This is a genomic window from Buttiauxella cochleicola, assembly GCF_021282435.1.
Taxonomy (GTDB): domain Bacteria; phylum Pseudomonadota; class Gammaproteobacteria; order Enterobacterales; family Enterobacteriaceae; genus Buttiauxella; species Buttiauxella massiliensis.
In genome coordinates, this window is sequence record NZ_JAJSOT010000003.1 from 135,405 (window position 1) to 156,254 (window position 20,850).

At 48.8% G+C, this 20,850-nt stretch carries 17 protein-coding genes; 3 read left to right on the top strand and 14 right to left on the bottom strand.

Features of this window, described 5'->3' with window-relative positions:
- Window positions 1–8 precede the first annotated feature (8 nt).
- The 8 genes from wcaE to LVQ77_RS09605 form a co-directional block, all read right to left on the bottom strand.
- The gene (gene wcaE, locus LVQ77_RS09570; RefSeq protein WP_232904321.1) at window positions 9–761 is read right to left on the bottom strand and encodes a colanic acid biosynthesis glycosyltransferase WcaE; all 753 of its coding nucleotides are present in this window, start codon (window positions 759–761) and stop codon (window positions 9–11) included.
- Between the two features lie 8 nt (window positions 762–769).
- Window positions 770–1,990 carry a colanic acid polymerase WcaD gene (wcaD, locus tag LVQ77_RS09575; protein WP_151994406.1) on the bottom strand — a complete coding sequence of 407 codons (1,221 nt, stop codon included), beginning with the start codon at window positions 1,988–1,990 and terminating at the stop codon, window positions 770–772.
- Entirely contained in the window at window positions 1,965–3,182 is a 1,218-nt protein-coding gene (locus LVQ77_RS09580) for a glycosyltransferase (RefSeq protein ID WP_232904322.1), read from the bottom strand. The genes wcaD and LVQ77_RS09580 overlap by 26 nt, the downstream gene beginning before the upstream one ends.
- Window positions 3,179–3,664 carry a colanic acid biosynthesis acetyltransferase WcaB gene (wcaB, locus tag LVQ77_RS09585; RefSeq protein ID WP_232904323.1) on the bottom strand — a complete coding sequence of 162 codons (486 nt, stop codon included), beginning with the start codon at window positions 3,662–3,664 and terminating at the stop codon, window positions 3,179–3,181. Before wcaB ends, LVQ77_RS09580 begins: the two co-directional genes overlap by 4 nt.
- 2 nt (window positions 3,665–3,666) lie before the next feature.
- Complete coding sequence (wcaA, locus tag LVQ77_RS09590; protein WP_232865218.1) at window positions 3,667–4,503, bottom strand: colanic acid biosynthesis glycosyltransferase WcaA; 837 nt, start codon at window positions 4,501–4,503, stop codon at window positions 3,667–3,669.
- 115 nt (window positions 4,504–4,618) lie between these two features.
- Window positions 4,619–6,787 carry a tyrosine-protein kinase Wzc gene (wzc, locus tag LVQ77_RS09595; protein WP_232904324.1) on the bottom strand — a complete coding sequence of 723 codons (2,169 nt, stop codon included), beginning with the start codon at window positions 6,785–6,787 and terminating at the stop codon, window positions 4,619–4,621.
- A gap of 2 nt (window positions 6,788–6,789) precedes the next feature.
- The gene (gene wzb / locus LVQ77_RS09600; RefSeq protein ID WP_064512241.1) at window positions 6,790–7,233 is read right to left on the bottom strand and encodes a low molecular weight protein-tyrosine-phosphatase Wzb; all 444 of its coding nucleotides are present in this window, start codon (window positions 7,231–7,233) and stop codon (window positions 6,790–6,792) included.
- Window positions 7,234–7,239: 6 nt separating this feature from the next.
- Window positions 7,240–8,373, bottom strand: a complete 1,134-nt coding sequence (locus LVQ77_RS09605) for a polysaccharide export protein (RefSeq protein WP_151994412.1) — start codon at window positions 8,371–8,373, stop codon at window positions 7,240–7,242.
- Between the two features lie 795 nt (window positions 8,374–9,168).
- On the opposite strand from LVQ77_RS09605, the gene LVQ77_RS09610 reads away from it, so the two are divergent.
- Window positions 9,169–10,749 (top strand): TerC family protein, encoded by a 1,581-nt coding sequence (locus tag LVQ77_RS09610; RefSeq protein WP_232904325.1) that lies wholly within the window; start codon window positions 9,169–9,171, stop codon window positions 10,747–10,749.
- 98 nt (window positions 10,750–10,847) lie between these two features.
- On the opposite strand, the gene asmA is transcribed toward LVQ77_RS09610, so the two are convergent.
- From asmA to udk, 3 genes are all read right to left on the bottom strand, one after another.
- Window positions 10,848–12,692, bottom strand: coding sequence for an outer membrane assembly protein AsmA (gene asmA / locus LVQ77_RS09615; RefSeq protein WP_232904326.1), 1,845 nt, complete (start codon window positions 12,690–12,692; stop codon window positions 10,848–10,850).
- A 23-nt stretch (window positions 12,693–12,715) separates the two neighbouring features.
- Complete coding sequence (gene dcd / locus LVQ77_RS09620; protein WP_064512248.1) at window positions 12,716–13,297, bottom strand: dCTP deaminase; 582 nt, start codon at window positions 13,295–13,297, stop codon at window positions 12,716–12,718.
- A gap of 152 nt (window positions 13,298–13,449) precedes the next feature.
- Window positions 13,450–14,091: a uridine kinase gene (gene udk / locus LVQ77_RS09625; RefSeq protein ID WP_034458495.1), complete on the bottom strand. Its 642-nt coding sequence runs from the start codon at window positions 14,089–14,091 to the stop codon at window positions 13,450–13,452.
- A 355-nt stretch (window positions 14,092–14,446) separates the two neighbouring features.
- On the opposite strand from udk, the gene LVQ77_RS09630 reads away from it, so the two are divergent.
- Window positions 14,447–17,779, top strand: a complete 3,333-nt coding sequence (locus LVQ77_RS09630; RefSeq protein WP_232904327.1) for a diguanylate cyclase — start codon at window positions 14,447–14,449, stop codon at window positions 17,777–17,779.
- A gap of 7 nt (window positions 17,780–17,786) precedes the next feature.
- Here LVQ77_RS09630 and alkA read toward each other — a convergent pair whose 3' ends face one another.
- Window positions 17,787–18,632: a DNA-3-methyladenine glycosylase 2 gene (alkA, locus tag LVQ77_RS09635; protein WP_232904328.1), complete on the bottom strand. Its 846-nt coding sequence runs from the start codon at window positions 18,630–18,632 to the stop codon at window positions 17,787–17,789.
- Window positions 18,633–18,765: 133 nt separating this feature from the next.
- On the opposite strand from alkA, the gene yegD reads away from it, so the two are divergent.
- Window positions 18,766–20,124, top strand: a complete 1,359-nt coding sequence (yegD, locus tag LVQ77_RS09640) for a molecular chaperone (protein WP_232904329.1) — start codon at window positions 18,766–18,768, stop codon at window positions 20,122–20,124.
- Between the two features lie 30 nt (window positions 20,125–20,154).
- Here yegD and LVQ77_RS09645 read toward each other — a convergent pair whose 3' ends face one another.
- On the bottom strand, window positions 20,155–20,472 hold the full coding sequence (locus tag LVQ77_RS09645) for a helix-turn-helix domain-containing protein (RefSeq protein ID WP_154155342.1): 318 nt from the start codon (window positions 20,470–20,472) through the stop codon (window positions 20,155–20,157).
- Between the two features lies 1 nt (window position 20,473).
- Window positions 20,474–20,821 (bottom strand): type II toxin-antitoxin system RelE/ParE family toxin, encoded by a 348-nt coding sequence (locus LVQ77_RS09650; RefSeq protein ID WP_232865211.1) that lies wholly within the window; start codon window positions 20,819–20,821, stop codon window positions 20,474–20,476.
- Between the last annotated feature and the right edge of the window lie 29 nt (window positions 20,822–20,850).

Here is a 20,850-nt window from a genome sequence, read left to right on the forward strand (position 1 = left end):
TGTGAGAATCAGGCTTTGTTATAAAGTGCTTTTGCTTTTCCGGTAGTACGCAAACGGAGCTTATAAGATAATTCCGCAATAAAGCCCGGCACGCCTAATATTTTGCGCTGAACATTTTTTGCATCCCGACACAATTCAATATTATTTGAAGTCGATACACCACCCATCGAAAATTCAGACACCAATCCCTTGACGCGTTTAAATGCATAACCTTTTTTATACATTCGTGCGGCAAGCGCATAATCCGATGAGACTTTATATTGCAGATCGTAAGGGTATTTACGCAACCCGGACACCGGGAAAAATATCGCCTGATGGCTGGCAGGTAAACTGTGGTAGATATACCAGCCCTGCTTTGCACGGCGTTCTATTTTTGTACCGTCGCCAAAATCTAATAACGCATCGCCAATCACCATCGTATTATCAGTCGATGGCATAGCAGCCAGTTGATGCGCGACGGTGGCGATATCCTGGTGGAAAATGTCACCGGAATTGAGGAACAAAGCAAAGCGGCCCTGGGCCATCTCAATACCTTTGTTCATCGCATCATAAATGCCGTTATCTTTCTCACTGACATAACGTAACTGGTGCTGACCATTGAGGTTTTCCAGAAACTCTGCCGTGCCGTCATTTGAGGCGCCATCTACTACAATCCACTCAAATGTGATGCCCGGTGCCTTCGCTAAGTGAGCCAGCGACTGCCAGGTTTTTTCTATTCCGGCGAGATTTTTATAAGCAACAGTAATGACACTTAATAGCATGATGGACCTCAGCGCTGTGTAATATTAAGTGCCTTACGCAAAATAAACGGGCACACAATCAAGAACGCATATTCAGGGCTAAAAATTGAACCGGTAAAAAATAATGACACGGGTGTAAAAAGCCATAATTGAACGCGGTAATTTTCATTATTACCAAAAGCTGTGCGCATCATTTTAATGACTTTCCACATATACCAAATGGTCAGTAATACCGCGAACCATGAAAAATAAATAATTAACAGATACAAACCATTGTCTACTGTTTTACCGACATCCGCACCGTTAAAGATTCCGAATGATGCGACATATTCATATAAAGATCCGAAACGCACTACCCCATCGATATTGGTTAATGAATACCCAACCATCGCTAACGGGCCAATAATTCGATAATAAGATGACGAACCTTCGGTTCCCAAATCGCCAAGGCGGGTCGCGATATAAGGGAATGCAAATATTAACCCTACTAAAAACACGGAAAGAGAAATAATTGCCAATGGCAACTTCTTCTTTATGGCACTTTTATTAAGGTACTGGAATGCCCATTCAAGAAGATAGAACAGGATAAAAGTCATTACCCCTGAAAACGACCCTGAAAGTACTATCCCTAAAAGAATCATACCATCTGTTTTCGGTGTTTTGATACCAAACTGTTTGATACTGAGCCAAATTGAGATTAACGCCAGAGCGAAGAACGCCGGTTCAAAATAGAGTGCCGTGGTGCGCTTGCCACCGAAGCTAATAAAGTTCAGAACATAGCTATTACTGTATATAAGAAACTTCGAAATTTTCTCAATCAGGCTACTTCCACCGGTCAGAATAATCTGAGCCATCTCCGCCGCAGCAAGCATCACAATAATGCCAACCACACCATAAAATAACCGCAAAATTTTATGGTGATTACGCTGTGAAATAGTTTTGAAACGGCAGCTCCATGTCATTGCCATAATCAGCACGATATAAACGAACAATAATGTCGAGGTGACGTATTTGCTGGCATCAAGCGATTGGCCAAAGATGTAGTTAAATGCGGTCAGTCCGGCACCGATACCCAGCGCAATCATCAATTTTTTGACGCTGATTCGTTCAATGTACAAAAAGAGGATTGCGGGCAAGAAGGTGACTATCGTTATCGGGAAGCTTTCCCCCAATGAGGCCAACTTGACGTTGACCACCAGATAGATAAACGGTAACAGCAGATAACTACAGATTCTGATAGAACGAGACATACTCCTCCAGCATCTGTTGCCCACTAAACGCCTGGCGGCTTGCAGCTTTAAACACCTGCAACTCTTTGCCAAACACCTGTTGCGCTAACTGCTCTTTTGGCATTTTCACCAGTTCGAGCACCCGAGCATCACTAAAGGTTTTTCCGCCAACTTTACGCAACACTTCATCCGCTGCATCACTTTGCGTGGCAATAACCGGCACGCCAATCGATAGTGCTTCACACAGAATCAACGGGTAGTTGTCGACCTGCGAGCTGAATACCAGCGAGTCCATTTCGTTAAGCTCGCTCATCAACGCTTTTTTATCGGTCATGTAACCGTGATTCACCACGTTCGGTCCGTTAAACGGCGAAAACTTACCGAAGGTGTGCAACTCGACTTCGTCGCCCAGCGCCATAATGGCCTGCACCAGTTGCTGATTGGTTTTGCCGTCGTAACGCAAATCATGGGCTACCACCGCTACTTTTGGCTTAACGCCCGCGGCTTGCGTGAGCGGTAATTCAGCCAGAATCGCTTCGGTTGCCACATCAATTCCGTTATTGATAATTTTGCAGCGCCCTGCCCCGTAAATCCGGTTAAAGGCATCGGCCACGTGCTGGCTTGGCGAAATAAACTGGCAGCCTAGCGCGAGCATTTCACGGAACAACTGGCGTTTGGTGTGCACCAGAAGATGTGCACGATCCTTTTTTACAGGCGGGTAGTTGGTGAGCGTCGGGCATTTTTGGCAGCCGGTTTTCCAGCCATCGCAACCATCAAGAAACGCGCAGCGTCCGGTAATGCTCCAGTGGTCGTGGAGCGTCCAGACAAAATTCACATCTGATTTATGGGCTTTCACACGCTGGCAGTATGTCACCATCTCTTCGAGATTCAGCCAGTAACTGTGAACCACATGGAAATGCAGTACCACCGGGCCACTGGTCCGGGTCACTTTGCGATACAGGTTATTCAGGTTGCCAAACGGGTCGCGGTTGAAAAAGCGAAACAGAATAATGTTGGCGATCGACGTCAGACGCGGGGTGTGTTTTTCCACCCCCTGGAACTTGTCATGGCTGGCACTTTTCTTGCCGCCTTTACCGTAGCCGTAAATAAAGCGTGAGCTAAAACCTGCGGCATTTGCGCGCTGGTGAAGATCCAGCGCGACACCCGCCGCACCGCCTTCTGCAAGGCGAACGTTGAATTGTAAGATATTCATTTTATAACCTTTACTTGCGCTTTCTGACCGACGACCAGCGCATTGTCCGGCACGTTGTCCAGCACCACACTACCCGCGCCGACCACCACGTTATTACCCACGGTGATGTCACCAATAATCACTACATTCGCGCCTAGCTCGACACCGTTGCCAATCACCGGACAATCATTGCTTTTGCTGCGATTACCAATAGTGACGCCGTGGCGAATGGTGAAATCATCACCGGCGACCACGAATTTATTGATGACGACGGCATAACCGTGGTGAATGGTAAAACGGCGCCCAATGGTGGCTCCGGCCTGGATTTCATAGCCAAACAGGCATTCAGTCACAAAGCGATAAAGCAGGATTATCGGAGCTGCCCACAAATTGTTGATGACGCTTTTTTTGCGCCATACCGAGCAAAAATGAGCGATGCGATAAGCCATCACCATGCAACAAGGGCGAAGGCTCCAGGAGTTTGCGCGTAGGTCTTCAAGCACCGTTATTTCCCCCGCAGCCCATCAGCCAGTCGCTTAGTATTTCGCACGCTCAATAGCGCTAATAACGTGCGCAAAGACATACGCTTGTTGCGGATCTGGTAAAGGGTAAATAGTTGATACTTCTTGCTGGCACGGTCGAATTTGTCTTTGTGCTTTTGATAGAAGTGGAAATACCCGGCAAACTTTTTCGGCGATTTAGTTATCTGCATTTCACCGTGATTGATATGCAAAATTTGCGTGGCTTCTTCAACTTTCCACGGCTGACCATACTCCACCACCATACGCAGGAAAATATCGTAATCCTGAGCTGCCGCGAGAGTGGTATCGAACAGGCAGGCTTTGAAGCGGTCAGCATAGGTAAATACCTGATTACCTATGATATTACGCTTATAAAACAGCTTTAATGAGAATGGGGATTTAGGATAGAGCGGCAGGCTGGCGGGCTGGGAATAAACCTGCCCCTCGCAAACGTAGTCGTTGGCATACAAGAAGGCGTGCGTCACCAGCTGCTGTTTATGCTCCAGGAACGCTGACAAACGATTGGGGGTCCACTCATCATCGTCATCAATACCAGTAATCAACTCACCAGAAGCCTGGCTAATAGCCTGGTTGCGTACCGAGCACGCGCCAGAGTTGAAATCATTACGGATGTAACGCACACGCGAGTCACCCAGCTCATCAACAAAGCGCTGAAGCTGTTCAAAAGATGAAGAGCAGTCATCAACGATTAACATTTCCCAGTGTTCATAATCCTGGCGCAGCACCGATTTGATGGCGCGGATAGCCAACTGCTGGCGGTTCCATGTCGGCATATAAATAGAGATAAGTGGGCGTTTCATGGCGCTCCCCCTGAAATCGTTATTATTTATTGGTAGATGGCGCTATCGCTTATCCACCCTACGACGAGATTTGTAGGGCGGATAAGCAAAGCGTCATCCGCCAGTTGATGCCTGATTACTTAGCATCAGATTTATATTCGTACTCGTAGTAACCGTAATCCTCGTACCCTGCCGCACGGCGGAAGATGGAGTTGAGGATCACACCGCGAACGGTGACGCCATTTTGTTCAAAGCGGCTGAGACTGGTTTCGACCTCTTTGAGCGTATTCACCGCGTAGCGCGCCACCATCAGCGTGGTGCCCGCATGGCGGCCCACAACCGCTGCGTCAGTAACGGCGAGAATCGGCGGGGTATCAATCAACACCAGGTCATAGCTTTTGCTTGCCCAGGCGATTAACTCCGCAAAGCGCTCACTCATCAGCAATTCAGAAGGGTTGGACGGCACTACACCGCGCGGCACAAGGTCAAAATTGGGTACGGAGGTTTTTTGCGCACAGCCGGTAATTTCCGCCTGGCCTGAGAGCACTTCAGCAAGACCGTTGTTGTTGGTGGTGCCCAGTAGTTCGTGGGTATAACCTTTGCGCATATCGCAGTCGATAAGCAGCACACGCTTATTGGTCTGGCTAATCACGGCAGCCAGGTTGGCACAGACAAACGTTTTACCTATCGACGGGCTAACACCAGTCAGCATAAGGACGTTATTGGATGCCTGCATCATGGCGAAATGAAGGCTGGTACGCAGGCTGCGAATCGCTTCGATGGCCAGGTCCGTTGGGTTCCCCACCGCCAATAGTTGGCTTTGCTTATTGCGCTTCGCCGCTTTGACGCTGCGCACCGTGGCATTGTCGCGGGATTTCTGCCATTCAGAGAGCGGGATGCTGGCATACACACCAATCCCTGCCTCTTCGAGTACCGCAGGGCTTTCGATGCCACGGTTGAACAAGGAGCGTAACAGCACACCCATAACGGACAACATCAGGCCAAGAATAATGCTGCCGAGAATAATCAGGGCACGCTGCGGTTTCACCATGCCTGGTTGGGCAATTGCCGCATCGACGATACGTACATCACCCACGGTGCTGGCTTCAGTGATTTTCAACTCTTGCTGCTTGTTCAACAACTGCATGTATACCTGTTGACCAGACTCGACATCACGCGTTAAACGCACGATTTCTTGCTGCGTTTTTGGCATCGCGGTAACACGCCCGTTCAGCCGCGCTTTTTCATCAAGCAACGTCTGACGTTTTTCCAGCAAGGTGCGATAAGCCGGGTGAACTTTGGTATAGAGTTTGGAAATTTCAGCCTCTTTGAAGGTCAGTTCATTGAGCTGCGCATCAATGTTCACCATAGTGTCGAGCACGGATTTGGCTTCCAGTGACAGGTCAACCGAGTCTTGCTGTTGGCGATAAGCATTCAGTTTATTTTCGGCAGCATCGAGGCGGCTGCGAACTTCCGGCAACTGCTGCGCTAAGAATTGCAGGCTTTTGGCCGCTTCTTCCGACTTGCGCTGCACGTTCTGCGCCAGATAGTTACGCGTGATGCTGTCGAGGATGGCGCGGATTTGGTCCTTGTCTTCACCGGTATAAGAGAGGCTTAACACGCCGGTATCTTTGCCGTTTTCAGCTACGGTCAGGTTGCCCTGAAGCTGATTGATCATGCCAAGCGTTGAGTATTTATTGACGGTAAAGGTATCTCCCACTTGCGCTTTAATCGCACTGACAAGCATCGTGACGCCGCCTTGATTGAGCGGTTGGCCAACCTGCCCTTTGGCGCTAAAACCATTGTCGTTAGTCAGCAAATACTGCGTTGGGCTAACCACTTCCACGGTAAATACATTTTTGGCCTGCCCTGCCGGGAGGTTAAAGGTATCAACAACGACGGTATCGTTCTGGCGGCCTTGCAGCCTGTCCCAGCCCGCACCTAACAGCCAGAAGCTGTTCTTTTCGACGGCAATATCCAGGTTAAGATCGTCAACTGTTTTGCCCAATACCAGGCGCGACTGAATCAGCTGCATCTCGGCAGCGGAAGCAGGCGGCTTATTAGATAGTGCGGAACTGATGTCGTTGACCAGCGAGTTACCGGCGTTTTGTTCGATTTGCACCAGCGCATCGGCTTTATAGATTGGCGTGGCAAACATCGCGTAGACGGTCGCCAGAATCGCGAAGATTGCGGTGATCCCCAAAACCCACCAGCGGGCTTCAAGAACCGTTCCGAACAATCGGCCAATATCAATTTCGTCATTGCCCTCAGTCGGGGCGCTCGAACGGCGTGCTTTTTCTGTCATTGTTATCCCTGATGAGCGTTGAGTGCGTTAGCCCATTTTTGGGCGTTCTGGTCCAGAAGACCGTAAACCGCTTCAAAAGCGTCGTGGCTTTTGCGATACGGGTCGGGAATTTCCCGTTCCGCATCCCAGTGACCAAACAGCATCACTTTGCCGCGCATCTCTGGAGCCATTTCGCAAAGTGCGGAGATATGGCGTTTTTCCATGGCAAGAATCAGGTCGTATTCGCGGCACATTTTGCCGGAAACCTGTTTTGCACAGTGCCCTTCAAGGGAAAGGTTATGCTGCTCGGCGACGCGAATAGCGCCCGCATCAGCCCCCTTCCCGACCAACGCCCCCAGCCCCGCTGATGTCACGGTGAGCTCCGGGTGATAGCTTTTGAGTAACCGCTCAGCGGTTGGGGAGCGGCAAATATTCCCCACACAGACAACCAATATTTTGTTGAACATAAGGCGTTACCAGGTGTGGATGTCTTTGGCGGTATCCGTCATATAACGAACGCCACTGATAGTCGGCAGCAGTTGGTTGATCAGACGATTCCAACGCGTGACAGGTGCTGTGGTCACATACACCACATCGTAAGGTTGCAACTGGAATTCGGTACCCATTACCAGCGAGGTCGCATCGGACATATCAAGCTGATAAATGTTGGCGATTTTACCGCCCTGCTTCTCTTTGATTGGGCGAATAACGAAGATGCCGCTGGCATTGGAAGCCGTCATATCCAAACCTTCTGCCTGGCCGAGCGCTTCGGTCAGCGTCATGCCGCTGAAGTCCATTTTCAGGGTGGTTTGTTTCTTCACTTCACCCATCACGAACACTTTCAGATCGTCATTGCGCGGCACGAATAAAATGTCGCCGGGATAAAGCAGATGGTTTTGGCTCAGGTCGCCGTTTTGCATCAACGCTTGCAGGGAAATCCGTTTTTCCTGGCCGTTATGCGTCAGCACCACATTGCGCCAGTCGGCCGCATCAGTCAGGCCGCCTGCGGCATTGATAGCGTCAAGAATAGTGAGCGGTACGTTGGTAATTGGCTGCTGGCCGGATTTATTCACCTGGCCTGAGACATAGGCTTTTTGGGAGCGGAAGCCAGCGATATTAACGTCCACCTGCGGGTCAGCGATGTACGTCGCAAGGCGGCCGGTAATATCACTGCGGATTTCAGACAAGGTTTTACCCGCGACTTTTACTTTGCCGACATACGGATAGAACATGGTGCCGTCTGACTGTACCCAGTTACCCGCGTCGCTTGAGCTACGGTATTGGCCCGCCGGAGTGGTGAGTTCTGGGTGATCCCAGACCGTGACATTCAGAACATCTCCTGGTCCCACGCGGTATTGGTAAGCAGAGATCTCCTGGTCGAGAGACATATTTGGCTGCGCGACCGCTGGACGTACGCGTAATTGCTCAACCAGACGCGGTGTTAACGGGTACACGTTAACCATCCGGTCAAGATCAAAATCTGAATCCTGCTGCTTGATAACATCTTTCCCCATCGTAGACATATTGCTACCGGGGAGCACTGTGCAACCACTCATCAGGGTTACCGACACCAACAAAGGCATCAATTTAAGTTTGTATTTAATCATTGAGTATTTATCACTATGGCAGAGTAATTATCCTGAGCGAATATACCCTTCTTAATTCAAGCTGCAGGGGTGTTGGCTGCAACTCGAATTATTTTGGGTATAAAATAAGTGATTCGTTAGGTTTTTGAATAAGGCCTAAATTAAAACCTGGTTGACGCAGAAAACATCTGGCATCAATCCTAAAAAAACGCTTATTTCCCGACTTCCTATTGACAGAATAATTGAGGCTTATTCTCTGGCCTTCGGGCATGCTACCGCCCCTGGCTTACAGTCACCAACCTACTGAAAAAAGAAAATTTATAAGAAATAACGATTCCAGAAAGTAAACCCAAAGAACAATTCTCTGGAGATAAGCCCTATGGCACCAGGTTAAATATCACAGCTTCAGCGAATATAAAAAATACATCTAATATCAGACACCGATATCGATTGTTACAGCTAACCCTATATCAGGCAAGGTTCCACAGAACCAGACAGGGACTTTTAAGAATAATATTAACGGCACATTTACATGCGTTTAGGAATTTCTTTATATTGACAGAATATTAATAAGTGATAAGTCGCAATGTGATATACAGATATATCTCATGTGAATTTCATTATAATAAGAACCACTGAGCTATTATTAAGAAAATAATTAATCATTTACCTTAGTAATTAAATGGAATTAACCTGGCAATATTTAACATTTAAAGGGCAACATGATTTATCCCACCCTGCGGCATTGCAATTTCCCGCGCGGTTAACCATCCTTTAAGTGTGACGTTTGTCATCTAACAAGAGGTGCATTAAGGCATGGAATGGATTGCCGACCCCTCAATCTGGGCCGGATTGATAACGTTAGTCGTTATTGAACTGGTCCTCGGCATCGATAACCTGGTGTTTATCGCTATCCTTGCCGAAAAACTACCCCCATCCCAACGCGACAAAGCACGCGTCACCGGCCTTATTCTTGCCATGTTGATGCGTTTGCTGTTGCTGGCCTCCATTTCATGGCTGGTCACGTTAACAAGACCACTCTTCAGCGTGGGCGAACTCGGGTTTAGTGCCCGAGATCTGATCATGTTATTTGGTGGTTTGTTTCTTCTATTTAAGGCGACTGTTGAGCTCAATGAGCGGCTTGAGGGTAAAGATAGTGAAACCCATACGCAGCGACGGGGAGCAAGATTCTGGCCGGTAGTCGCGCAAATCGTCATTCTGGATGCGGTGTTTTCTCTCGATTCGGTGATAACCGCCGTGGGCATGGTCGACCATCTACCCGTGATGATGGCGGCGGTGATTATCGCGATTTGCCTGATGCTGCTTGCCAGTAAAGCACTCACACGCTTCGTGAATAACCATCCTACTATTGTGATTCTGTGCCTGAGTTTCCTGCTGATGATAGGCTTTAGCCTGGTCGCAGACGGCTTTGGCTACCATATCCCGAAAGGCTATTTATACGCTGCTATCGGCTTCTCGGTGATGATTGAGAGTCTAAACCAGCTGGCGATATTCAACCGCCGCCGTTTCTTGTCTGCCGATCAATCGTTGCGCCAACGCACCGCTGAAGCCGTGCTGCGTTTATTAAACGGTAAGAAAGAAGAAGCTGAACTGGATGCGCAAACCGCATCGCTGATCGCTGACCACGCCAGGCAAGATGAGATATTTGAACCACAAGAGCGGCTGATGATTGAACGCGTGCTTAATCTCAACCAGCGCACGGTGAGCAGCATCATGACCTCACGTCACGATGTCGAGCACATTAAACTGGCCGACCCGGAAGAACAAATACGAGCCTTGCTTGATAAGAACCAGCATACCCGCGTGGTAATAACGGGTGAGAGTGATGAAATTCTGGGTGTAGTACACGTCATTGATTTGCTCCAGCAATCACTCAAAGGCGAACCGCTTAACCTCGAGGTGTTAATTCGCCAGCCACTTATCTTCCCTGAAACACTGCCATTGCTGGTGGCTCTCGAGCAGTTCCGCAACGCCAGAACTCACTTTGCCTTTGTGGTTGATGAGTTTGGTTCGGTAGAAGGTGTGGTGACATTGAGTGATGTGATGGAAACCATTGCCGGTAACTTGCCGAATGAAGCTGAAGAGATAGACGCGCGCCATGATATTCAGAAAAACCCTGATGGAACATGGACCGCAAACGGTCATATGCCGCTCGAAGACTTAGTGCAGTATGTGCCGATACCACTGGATGACAAACGCAACTATCACACGATTGCAGGGCTGCTGATGGAGGCGTTACAACATATTCCGGTGACAGGAGAAGCTGTTCAGGTGGGGGATTTTCTGTTGCGGACATTGCAGGTGGAAAACCATCGCGTACAGAAGGTGCAAATTGTGCCGAAGACCCGCGACGATGAGATGGATTTTGAGGTGTGATTTAAATAAAAAAGTCGGATGTCGCTGCGCTAATACGACCTACGAAATAGAGTATTTGTAGGTAGGATTAGCGCAGCAACATCCGACGTATGAAGTGACTAAAGCTTATCTAGCAAATCTTTAACGTCTTTCGCTTTGCTGCTGTCTTTATGCTTGTTCAGCCAGTCATTCAGGCGACGTTTTGCTTCACTCTGCAACTGTTTACGCAGCACCTGGTCCACTTGCAAAGAGTAATTCAGCTTCTGCCATGGCCCATAAACTCGCAGCGGGATTGGGGTGGTTTTCAGCACCTCTATCAACTTACTATCCCCTTTCCAACCGTCAACTACGGTGACATCAAAGCGGGTATCGCACTGCTGCTTAACAAGATCAAGAGTCCCGACGCCTGTTAGCGCCAACATAGAAGATTCGCCAACCATTTTCTTGAGCGATAACTCACCATTATCGAGGCTTGCATGCGCCGAGAAATTATCCAACATTGTGACATTGTCATAATTTTCCTGGGCCTGAACATCATCATTGCTGCGGGTTACTGCTTGCTGTATTAGCTGTTGGAAGTTCATACCCTGCATTGTGGTATGTAGCATCGTTATGCTCGCATCTCCTTGCCAGCTACGACGGAAAGCTTCGGCATTGAGTCTGTCACCGCTAAACTCCCCTTCCATTGATAGCAATCCAGACAACGCGATTGGGTAGTTAAACGCAGTCAGAATCGGCCCAATTTCTATGTCTTCCACTTTTGGGTTAAATGATAGTCGCGGCTGACTCTGGCGTGCATCAAGCTCGCCCGGGAATGACATACTACCCTTGCCAAATTTCCCCATCAGTTCAGAAACCGTCAGCAAACCATAATTGTTGGTTATTGCCGCTTGAACATCGGTGAAATCCAGCCCGCGCCAACGCACACTGGAAGCGGCAATGTTAACCTGGGCAGTAAAATCACGCAGACTCTGGTAGTTGGTTTCTTCGACACCGGAAGCAATGATCGGACGTGGTAGCGCATTTTGTTGCTGTGCCTGTTGCTGCACGTTGACATTCGTCACTGAGTTGCCAGCAACCAGGCCATCCAGATTCAATTTACCTGAGCGTAAATCGATTACCCACTGCGTTTTGTCTTCCAGCACAGCACTGGCGTTACCTTGCAAGTCGCTATCATTGGCAGTCAGTTGCAATTGATTAAGTTCAAGACGGCGCTGTGGTTCAAGCCAGCGTGCCGCAAAGGTTCCGCTGCCCGTAACCCCTTTAGCAGGAAGGTCTGCACCTTGAAGTTGGTAATCGAGTTTGGAGATATTGGCACTGAGTTGCTGCGGATAATTGCTGGCATCAAGATCGGCCACCAATGACAAGGTCAGATCACGTTGGTCACGATTGATGCGGCTACTCAGTTCAATGTGCGCTTGTTTTCGCTCATTCTGCTCCATTTGCACATTGATATTACGCACCGTAATTTGTTCGTCATCAGCATGCTGAAAAACCAGCACACTATCAGCAACTTTTAGCTTAGCTATGTCAAAAGACCAACCGCTGTCTTCATCAGGTGGAGGCGTTGGGGCCGACGGCCCGACAGGGGCATCTTTCGCACGGCGCTCTTCTGTCTGGGGAGTGAGTTGAATTACTGCACCTTTCAACATCACCTGGTGAACCTTAAGCTGATGAGAAAGCAGAGGTAATAAGGCAACATCCAGGCGCATATTGTCAGCACGCACCACGGGCTGGCTGGCACCTGGCGCGGTCAGAGACATACGCCCTGATAAAATACTAAGTTGTGGCCAGACGTGCCAACGCAGCGGCCCGTCTAAATCCAGTTGATAACCACTGCGAGTTTCAACCTGGCGCACCATATATGCACGAAAATCATTGGGGTTAACCAACAACACCAACGCAGAAAGGCCGGCAACCAGCACAACCAGCAAAATCATCAGCGTGGTAAGTAATCGTCTCATACAATCCCCATACAAATGGCAACTCAGTCCTTATCAATACGACTCGCCACAGCACCTTGCTGATCGCGATATTTCGCGTCCTGGCGACTGTTGTAAGGGCGTGCGGCAGGGCCTGAAAGCGGCTCAAAACTCAAAGCACCAATCATCATACCAGGACGCAGGGCTAAAGGCAGCTTACCGGAATTATAGAACTCCAGAACGATGCAGCCATGCCAGCCTGGATCGATACGGTGTGCGGTTACATGGACCATCAGACCCAAACGCGCCAAAGATGAACGTCCGTCTAACCAGCCGACTAGATCAGCGGGTATCGTTACGGACTCAAGCGTTACCGCTAAAGCCAGTTCGCCTGGGTGCAAATAGAATGCTTCGCCTTCATTGAGGACGATTTCGTCGCTCATGACGCGTTCCAGCGCTTCAGTCACTTCGTCTTTAGGACCGCTCAAATCTATAAACGGTGCCGTATGGCCGCTGAAAGTACGGAATTTGTTCCCCAAACGCACATCGACAGTAGCACCGCTAATGCGTTCAACTGGCGGACGAGGGGTAATCGTTAAGCGCCCGTCATCGAGCCAGGCTTCTATATCGCGGTCACACAAACGCATTAGTGATGCTCCTTATCTCAAGCTCAGTTTTGTTTACCCTGCCACAGCGGGGCTAAGATAGCCACGCTACGAAGGGTAAATACCGGGATTACATTACGTTTTTGCGAGCGAATAAGTAGAACTCGTTCGCGAAAGGCTGTTAAGCCTGAAGATTATTCAAAGAACTGACTGATTTTTGCCTTGAGGATATCAATGGCGATACGGTTTTTACCCCCGCGCGGCACGATAATATCGGCATACTGCTTGGAAGGTTCGATGAATTGTAAAAACATAGGACGAACGGTTTTCTGATACTGGGCCATCACAGAGTCCATTGAACGGCCACGTTCGTTAACATCGCGTTTCATACGGCGCATCAGACAAATATCCAGCGGCGTATCAACAAAAATGGAGAAGTTCATCTCTTCGCGCAGACGGGCATCCGTCAGCAACAAAATCCCTTCCAGAATGATGACTTTCTTCGGCATTAAGTGAACAGTGTTACCGGTACGGGTATGTTCAACATAGCTGTAGACAGGCAGTTCGATAGGGTTACCTGATTTGAGCATTTGTAAATGCTGAAACAGCAAGTTGTGGTCCATCGCGTTTGGATGGTCGTAGTTGGTCTTAACTCGTTCTTCCATCGAAAGATGGCTTTGGTCTTTGTAGTAACTGTCTTCTGGAATGACACCAATGTGTTCATCACCAACTTGATCGCGCAGTTCGCGATACAGTGTGCTGGCAATAAGACTTTTTCCTGAAGCCGACGCACCGGCTATCCCGATGATGACGCATTGATGGGACTTGTCAGTCATGTTGTAACGAGCCTTGTTGACTTAAATGTTGAGGAAGGGCGACGCAAAAGACGTCAAACGCGGCAATTATAGGGAGATCCGCCCGCTGATACCAGAGTAATGCACACGCAAGGGTGATTTTAACTGACAGGTATCAGGTAGGTGGAAGTCAATGAGTAACAACTATAAAAACATGGTTATTACTTGATGGTAAAAATAAGTATGTCAAATAACACTTTTTATTACTTCTTGGTGTTAAATTATGATCGGCCTGCATAGGAATTGTAAATTGTTTGTACTAGCATAAACCGAAACTTATCTTTTTATTTGCATCCGGGCATGGCACCTGGCGGCACGCCTTAACGGATTTGCGGTAATGATCAAACAAAGCACAAAAGAGTTAATCGCAATGCCTTCCTTCATTTTGCCTGCGGGGTTGGGCTTCTTAAGTTTTATATTCACTTTGTACTCCCTGGAACTGTCTCTGGTCGGTACTGTTTTAGCACCGCTTTGGTTCCCAACATCCATCATGATGGTGGCCTTATTCCGTAATCCAGTCCGTCAATGGCCAATGATCATTGTGGTATGCGCTCTCGGAAGTTTATGCGCTTCTGCTATTTTGCAGCCCATACATGAGATTAATCTCGGCTACACCGTTATAAATATTATCGAGGCATTGTTTGGCGCATCGTTAATGCGGCGTTTCCTCACGCAAATTAACCCATTGCAAAACCTCAATAATTGGGTTCGTCTGGTTTTCTGCAGTGCCATAGTTCCCCCTCTTATTGGCGGCGTGCTGGCAGTTTGGTTCGCGGGTCCTGATGGCGGAAACATTGCTAAAACTTTTTTCGTTTGGGTTTTATCCGAAACCATCGGCACTTTGGCGTTAGTCCCAACAGCATTATTGTTTAAACCAAGCTATTTATTACGCCATAAAAATCCGAAACTATTATTAGAAACAATATTCACTTTTGTTATCACCCTGACACTTAGCTATCTTGCTCTGCGTTATATGCCGTGGCCATTTACCTTTATTATTGTTTTTCTGATGTGGAGTGCTATTCGCCTGCCGCGTCTGGAAGCTTTCGTTATTTTCCTGGCTACATTAATGGTTGTCTCTTTAATGATGGCAACCAATAGCACGGTAGACATGCAACCGCACACGGACATCATGAATAATGCCCCCTGGCTGCCGTTCCTGATGATTTTATTACCAGCAAATGTAATGACAATGGTGATGTATTCGTTTCGCGAGGAGCGTAAACACATCACCGAAAGCGAAGCGCGTTTCCGTAACGCGATGGAGTATTCAGCCATCGGTATGGCGTTGGTATCAACTGATGGTCAGTGGTTGCAGGTCAATAAATCGCTTTGCAAATTCCTCGGGTATAGCGCCGAACAACTACGCTCACTGACATTCCAGCAAATCACGCATCCGGAAGATTTACACGCTGATTTACAGCAACTTAATATGCTGGTAAGTGGCAGTATCAACAGCTATTCGATGGAAAAACGTTACTACACCAGCAAAGGCGATGTCGTATGGGCATTGCTGGCGGTGTCTATCGTGCGTGATATTGACGGCACGCCGCTCTATTTAATCGCGCAGATTGAAGATATTAACGATCTCAAGCATACCGAGTGGGTGAATAAACGCTTGATGGAGCGCATTACGCTTGCCAATGAAGCGGGTGGCATCGGTATCTGGGAATGGGATCTTGGCAGCGACGTAATCAGTTGGGACAAACGTATGTTTGATCTCTATGAAGTTCCGGCACATATGAAACCCACCTACGCTCTGTGGCTTGAATCTATCGTCGCCGAGGATGCGCCACAGGCTGAAAAAACAGTTCGCGATGCTTTGAAAGCTCGAGTGCCTTTCAAGATGGAATATCGTATTCATGTCAAAGAAGGCATTCGCCATATTCGCTCACTCGCAAACCGGGTGTTGAATAAAAATGGTGATGTTGAGCGCCTGCTCGGCATCAACATGGATATGACGGAAGTTAAACAACTGAACGAAGCGTTGTATCAGGAAAAAGAGCGTCTACACATCACGCTGGATTCAATAGGTGAAGCGGTTATTTGTACCGATGTAGATATGAATATCACCTTTATGAACCCGATTGCCGAAAAGCTCAGCGGTTGGCCACAACAGCAGGCAATCGGTCAACATATTCTGGCCATTCTGCACATCACGTTTGGCGATACCGGGCCCGTGATGGAGAATATTCATAGTGGCGATTATGCGCGAACGACCATTGAGCACGATGTCGTTCTGCATTGCCGCAACGGCGGCAGCTACGATATCCATTACAGCATCACTCCGCTAACAACTCTGGACGGGCAAAGCATCGGTTCGGTGCTGGTCATTCAGGATGTCACCGAATCGCGTAAAATGCTTAAACAGTTGAGTTACAGCGCCTCACATGATGGGCTGACACACCTGGCAAACCGTGTCAGTTTCGAAAATCATCTCAAACGTTTATTGCAGAGTGCTGGAGAAAATCGCCAGCGCCATGCGCTCGTGTTTATCGACCTCGACCGTTTCAAAGCAGTGAATGATACCGCAGGGCACGCTGCGGGCGATGCGCTGCTGCGCGAGCTCTCCTCTTTGATGCTAAGCATGTTGCGAACAGGTGATTTCCTGGCTCGTCTGGGCGGCGATGAATTTGGTTTGTTACTCCCTGATTGCTCTTCTGACAATGCGCGCTATATTTCTGAGCGTATTATCCAAAGCATTAATGACTATCACTTTACGTGGAACGGGCGTTTGCACCGCATTGGCGCCAGCGCGGGGATAACCCAAATTGATGCCGATAACAGAATTGCCTCTGAAGTGCTTTCTCAGGCCGATATCGCCTGTTATGCCTCGAAAAATGGTGGTCGCGGCCGTGTGACCGTCTTTGAATCTTCTCAGCATGAGATTCGCAAAGAAGATCAACATATGACCATCGATGAGCAAAAGCGCATCATCAACGAGAACCCGATCCTGATGGTAGCCAGAGGAGTTGCCCCGCCACGCGTTCCGGAGTCAACCAGTTTCTATGTGGTGTCATTACGCTTCTGGGGAAGTGATAATGTCGTGATTGATGAGTCCCCGTTCCGCATAGCCGTTACCGACAAAGAGTTGCAATGCGCTCTCGACCTGAGGGTTTTTAACGAATTTTTCAGCAAGTTTTCTCAACAAGTAGCAAGCAAAGGCTTTGGCATCGCGCTACCTATTTCTTCCCCGGGCCTTGCGAATGATAAAGTTGTCGACGAGCTGTTAAGAGGCTTATCACGCAGCCCACTACCTGCTCGTCTGTTACACCTGATGGTCAATTGCGAAGTGTTGCAAAGTGATGATGAGAAAATCGACAGCAACCTGAAAAGGCTGCGCGATAGTGGATGCCAGTTGATCCTAAGCCACGTAGGCCGAGACCTGGATATCTTTAAACACGTCTCACGCCAGCGTTTCAGCTACATCATTGTTGATGACGAACTGATTAGTAATGTTCACTGCAATCTGATGGATGAAATGATGGTGACCATCATTCATGGCCACGCCCAGCGCCAATCATTACAAACGATCGCGGGGCCTGCCGATATGCCAATGGTGATGGATACGCTGTCAGGCATTGGTATTGACCTTATTTTCGGTGAGGCAGTGACCCAACCAACCCCGCTGGAAATACTGCTGAACACCAGCTATTTCGCGATTAATTAACTCGCTATTAAATACCTGGAACCCAGCCCTCACTATACCAAATATGCAATAACGCATAGGAGCGCCAGGGCTTCCAGCGTTCGGCGTAACGGCGAATTTGAGTTGGCGTCATACCAGGAAATCGCTGCTTAATCAGATAGTCGTCTGGTAAGAAAACATCATTTGCCTGCCAACCACGCAAAGCAATGTAGTTTGCCGTCCAGCGACCAATCCCTGGATAAGTGACGAGCGTTTTCACACCTTGCTCAACATCTGTAGGGCTATGGAGTGGAAACTCGCCTCTTATCATTTGTTGCGCCAGATGAATGATCGCAGCGCCACGCTTTAAGGGCATACCAAGCGGTTTTAGCTCGTCAGGGCTCAACGATGCCAGTCGTTCAGGGGTGGGGAAAAGTCGCCAATCAGGTAAATCCACCAGCGGTTCACCAAAAGCCTTCGCCAGTTTACCGGCAAGTTTTGCCGCCATTGCCACGCTCACCAGTTGCCCTAAAATCGCGCGGACAGACTGCTCGAAGGTGTCCATGCAGCCTGGCAAACGAAGGCCAGGCCTTGCAGTCGCTAGATCACCAAGACTTTCAAGAATGGTATGGGGCTGACAGTCAAGATCGAGCAGTTGTTTCACTTTCTGTAAAACCACATCGGCAACCGGCTCCAGACCCGCACTCAGCCTCACTTTTAGCTGGCAGGCTTTTTCATCAGGCTCAAGCGTAACTAGCCCTTGATACTTCCCTGACGCAAAGCTGCGGCAGTAATACTCATCGGTGACAATCTCGACGCCACTAACCGCTCGCCCGGCCAGGAAACCAAACATCCACTTCCAGTCGTAAGGTGGGGTGTACTCCAGCTGATACATTGTTTCTTCCTGTCGTTAGCTATCGCAATAGCATAGGCGCACGCCACTAATAATGCCTTGCTTTGATATTCAGTTGCCCGATGCGCCACATTCCGCTAAAGTCGCCCCCCTTCTTCACCGGCATGGGGATTATATGCAATTTATTGGCTTCGATTATGGTACTGCAAACTGCTCGGTAGCAGTAATGCGTGACGGCGTTCCACAGGCGCTGGAGATGGAGAACGGCTCAAAACTGCTTCCGTCAATGTTGTGCGCTCCGACACGTGAATCAGTAAGTGAGTGGCTCTATCGCCATCACGAGGTTCCCGCCACTGGTACCGAAACCCAGGCATTGCTGCGTCGCGCGGTATCCTTTAATCGCGAAGAAGATATCGATGTCTTGCCCAACAGTGTGCAATTTGGCTTGAGTTCCCTGCGCCAGTACATGGAAGACCCGGAAGAAGTTTACTTCGTTAAATCACCAAAATCCTTCCTCGGTGCTACAGGCCTGAAACCTCAGCAAGTCGCTCTATTCGAAGATTTAGTCTGCGCGATGATGCTACATATCCGTAATCAGGCCCAAAGCCAGGTTGCCGAACCGATTACTCAAGCTGTGATCGGCCGCCCGATTAACTTCCAGGGCACAGGTGGTGATGAAGCCAATCAGCAGGCTCAAGGGATCCTTGACCGTGCCGCTCATCGCGCAGGATTTAAAGATGTGGTGTTTCAGTTTGAGCCAGTTGCGGCCGGACTTGATTTTGAAGCCACATTAAAAGAAGAGAAACAGGTGTTAGTCGTCGATATCGGCGGTGGTACCACTGACTGTTCAGTGTTGCTGATGGGGCCGCAATGGCGTGCTCGTCGTGATCGCGAACAGAGCCTATTAGGCCACAGCGGTTGCCGTGTTGGCGGTAACGATCTGGATATTATGCTGGCCTTTAAACAGCTTTCCCCATTATTGGGCATGGGCGGGCAAACCGAAAAAGGTATCGCTTTGCCAGTGTTGCCGTGGTGGAATGCGGTCGCAATTAACGACGTCCCGGCGCAAAACAATTTTTATAGCAGTGCTAATGGCCGCATGCTCAACGAACTGGTGCGCGATTCGCGTGAACCTGAAAAAGTGGCATTCCTGCAAAAGGTCTGGCGCCAGCGCCTTAGCTATCGCCTGGTGCGTGCTGCGGAAGAGAGTAAAATCGCGCTGTCCGATAGTCAGCAAGTCGCCACCATGCTGCCGTTTATCAGTAAAGAACTGGGCTGCGAGATTACTCAGCCGGATCTGGAAAGCGCTATCAGTCAGCCGCTGCAACGTATTCTCGAACAAGTCACACTTGCACTGGAAAACAGTGCCGTGAAACCGGATGTGATTTATCTCACTGGTGGTAGTGCTCGCTCACCATTGCTGAAACATGCATTGGCTCAGCAATTGCCGGGCATCCCACTGGCTGGAGGCGATGACTTCGGCTCCGTAACTGCAGGCCTGGCCCGTTGGGCTGATGTGGTGTTCCGCGAATAATCAAACCGCCGTGGGGAAACCTGCGGCGTTTTAAATCTTCAGCTGTTTAATGCCATCCGGAAACTCAATTTGCAGTGAAAGCTTGCCACCCAATGCCTCGATATAACGCTTTAGTGTCCCCAGTTTGACCTCATTGCCGCGTTTTTCAATTGCCGTTACCGCAGGCTGGCTAATGCCCATCGCGTCTGCCAGTTGTTGTTGCGACCAGCCCATTTGCTCACGCATCATATGCAAACAGCTTTCCAGAATCAGTTCCTGAGTCGCTTCAGCAATTCGTTTCTGACTTTCAGGTGAACGACGAGCAATCAACTCTTCTAATGTGCTGTAACCTTTCGGGTTGTTTTTCATATTATTTCTCCTGTGCCTTCAACCAGGCCAAAAACTCTTTATCAGCGACAGTGATCATCGATTCGTAAAAATGCTTGCTTTTCGATTTATCGCCAGCGCAAAGCAAAATTGCATTACGCCGATAATCAAAAATATAAAATGCCCTGATGGGCTTGCCATGATGTTGCACTCTCAGCTCTTTCATATTCGCAAAGCGCGAACCTTTTACCGTATCAGCAAAAGGACGAGAGAGTCCCGGCCCCCAAAACTGTAAACGCCCCATCACCGCAAGCACTCTTTCCTGAAGATCATCGTTTTGTTCATCAAACCATTCTTCAAATCTTTTTGTGGTCAAGATCGTCCATGTCATAGCGTTGCCTCATAAACTATAGTTTATAT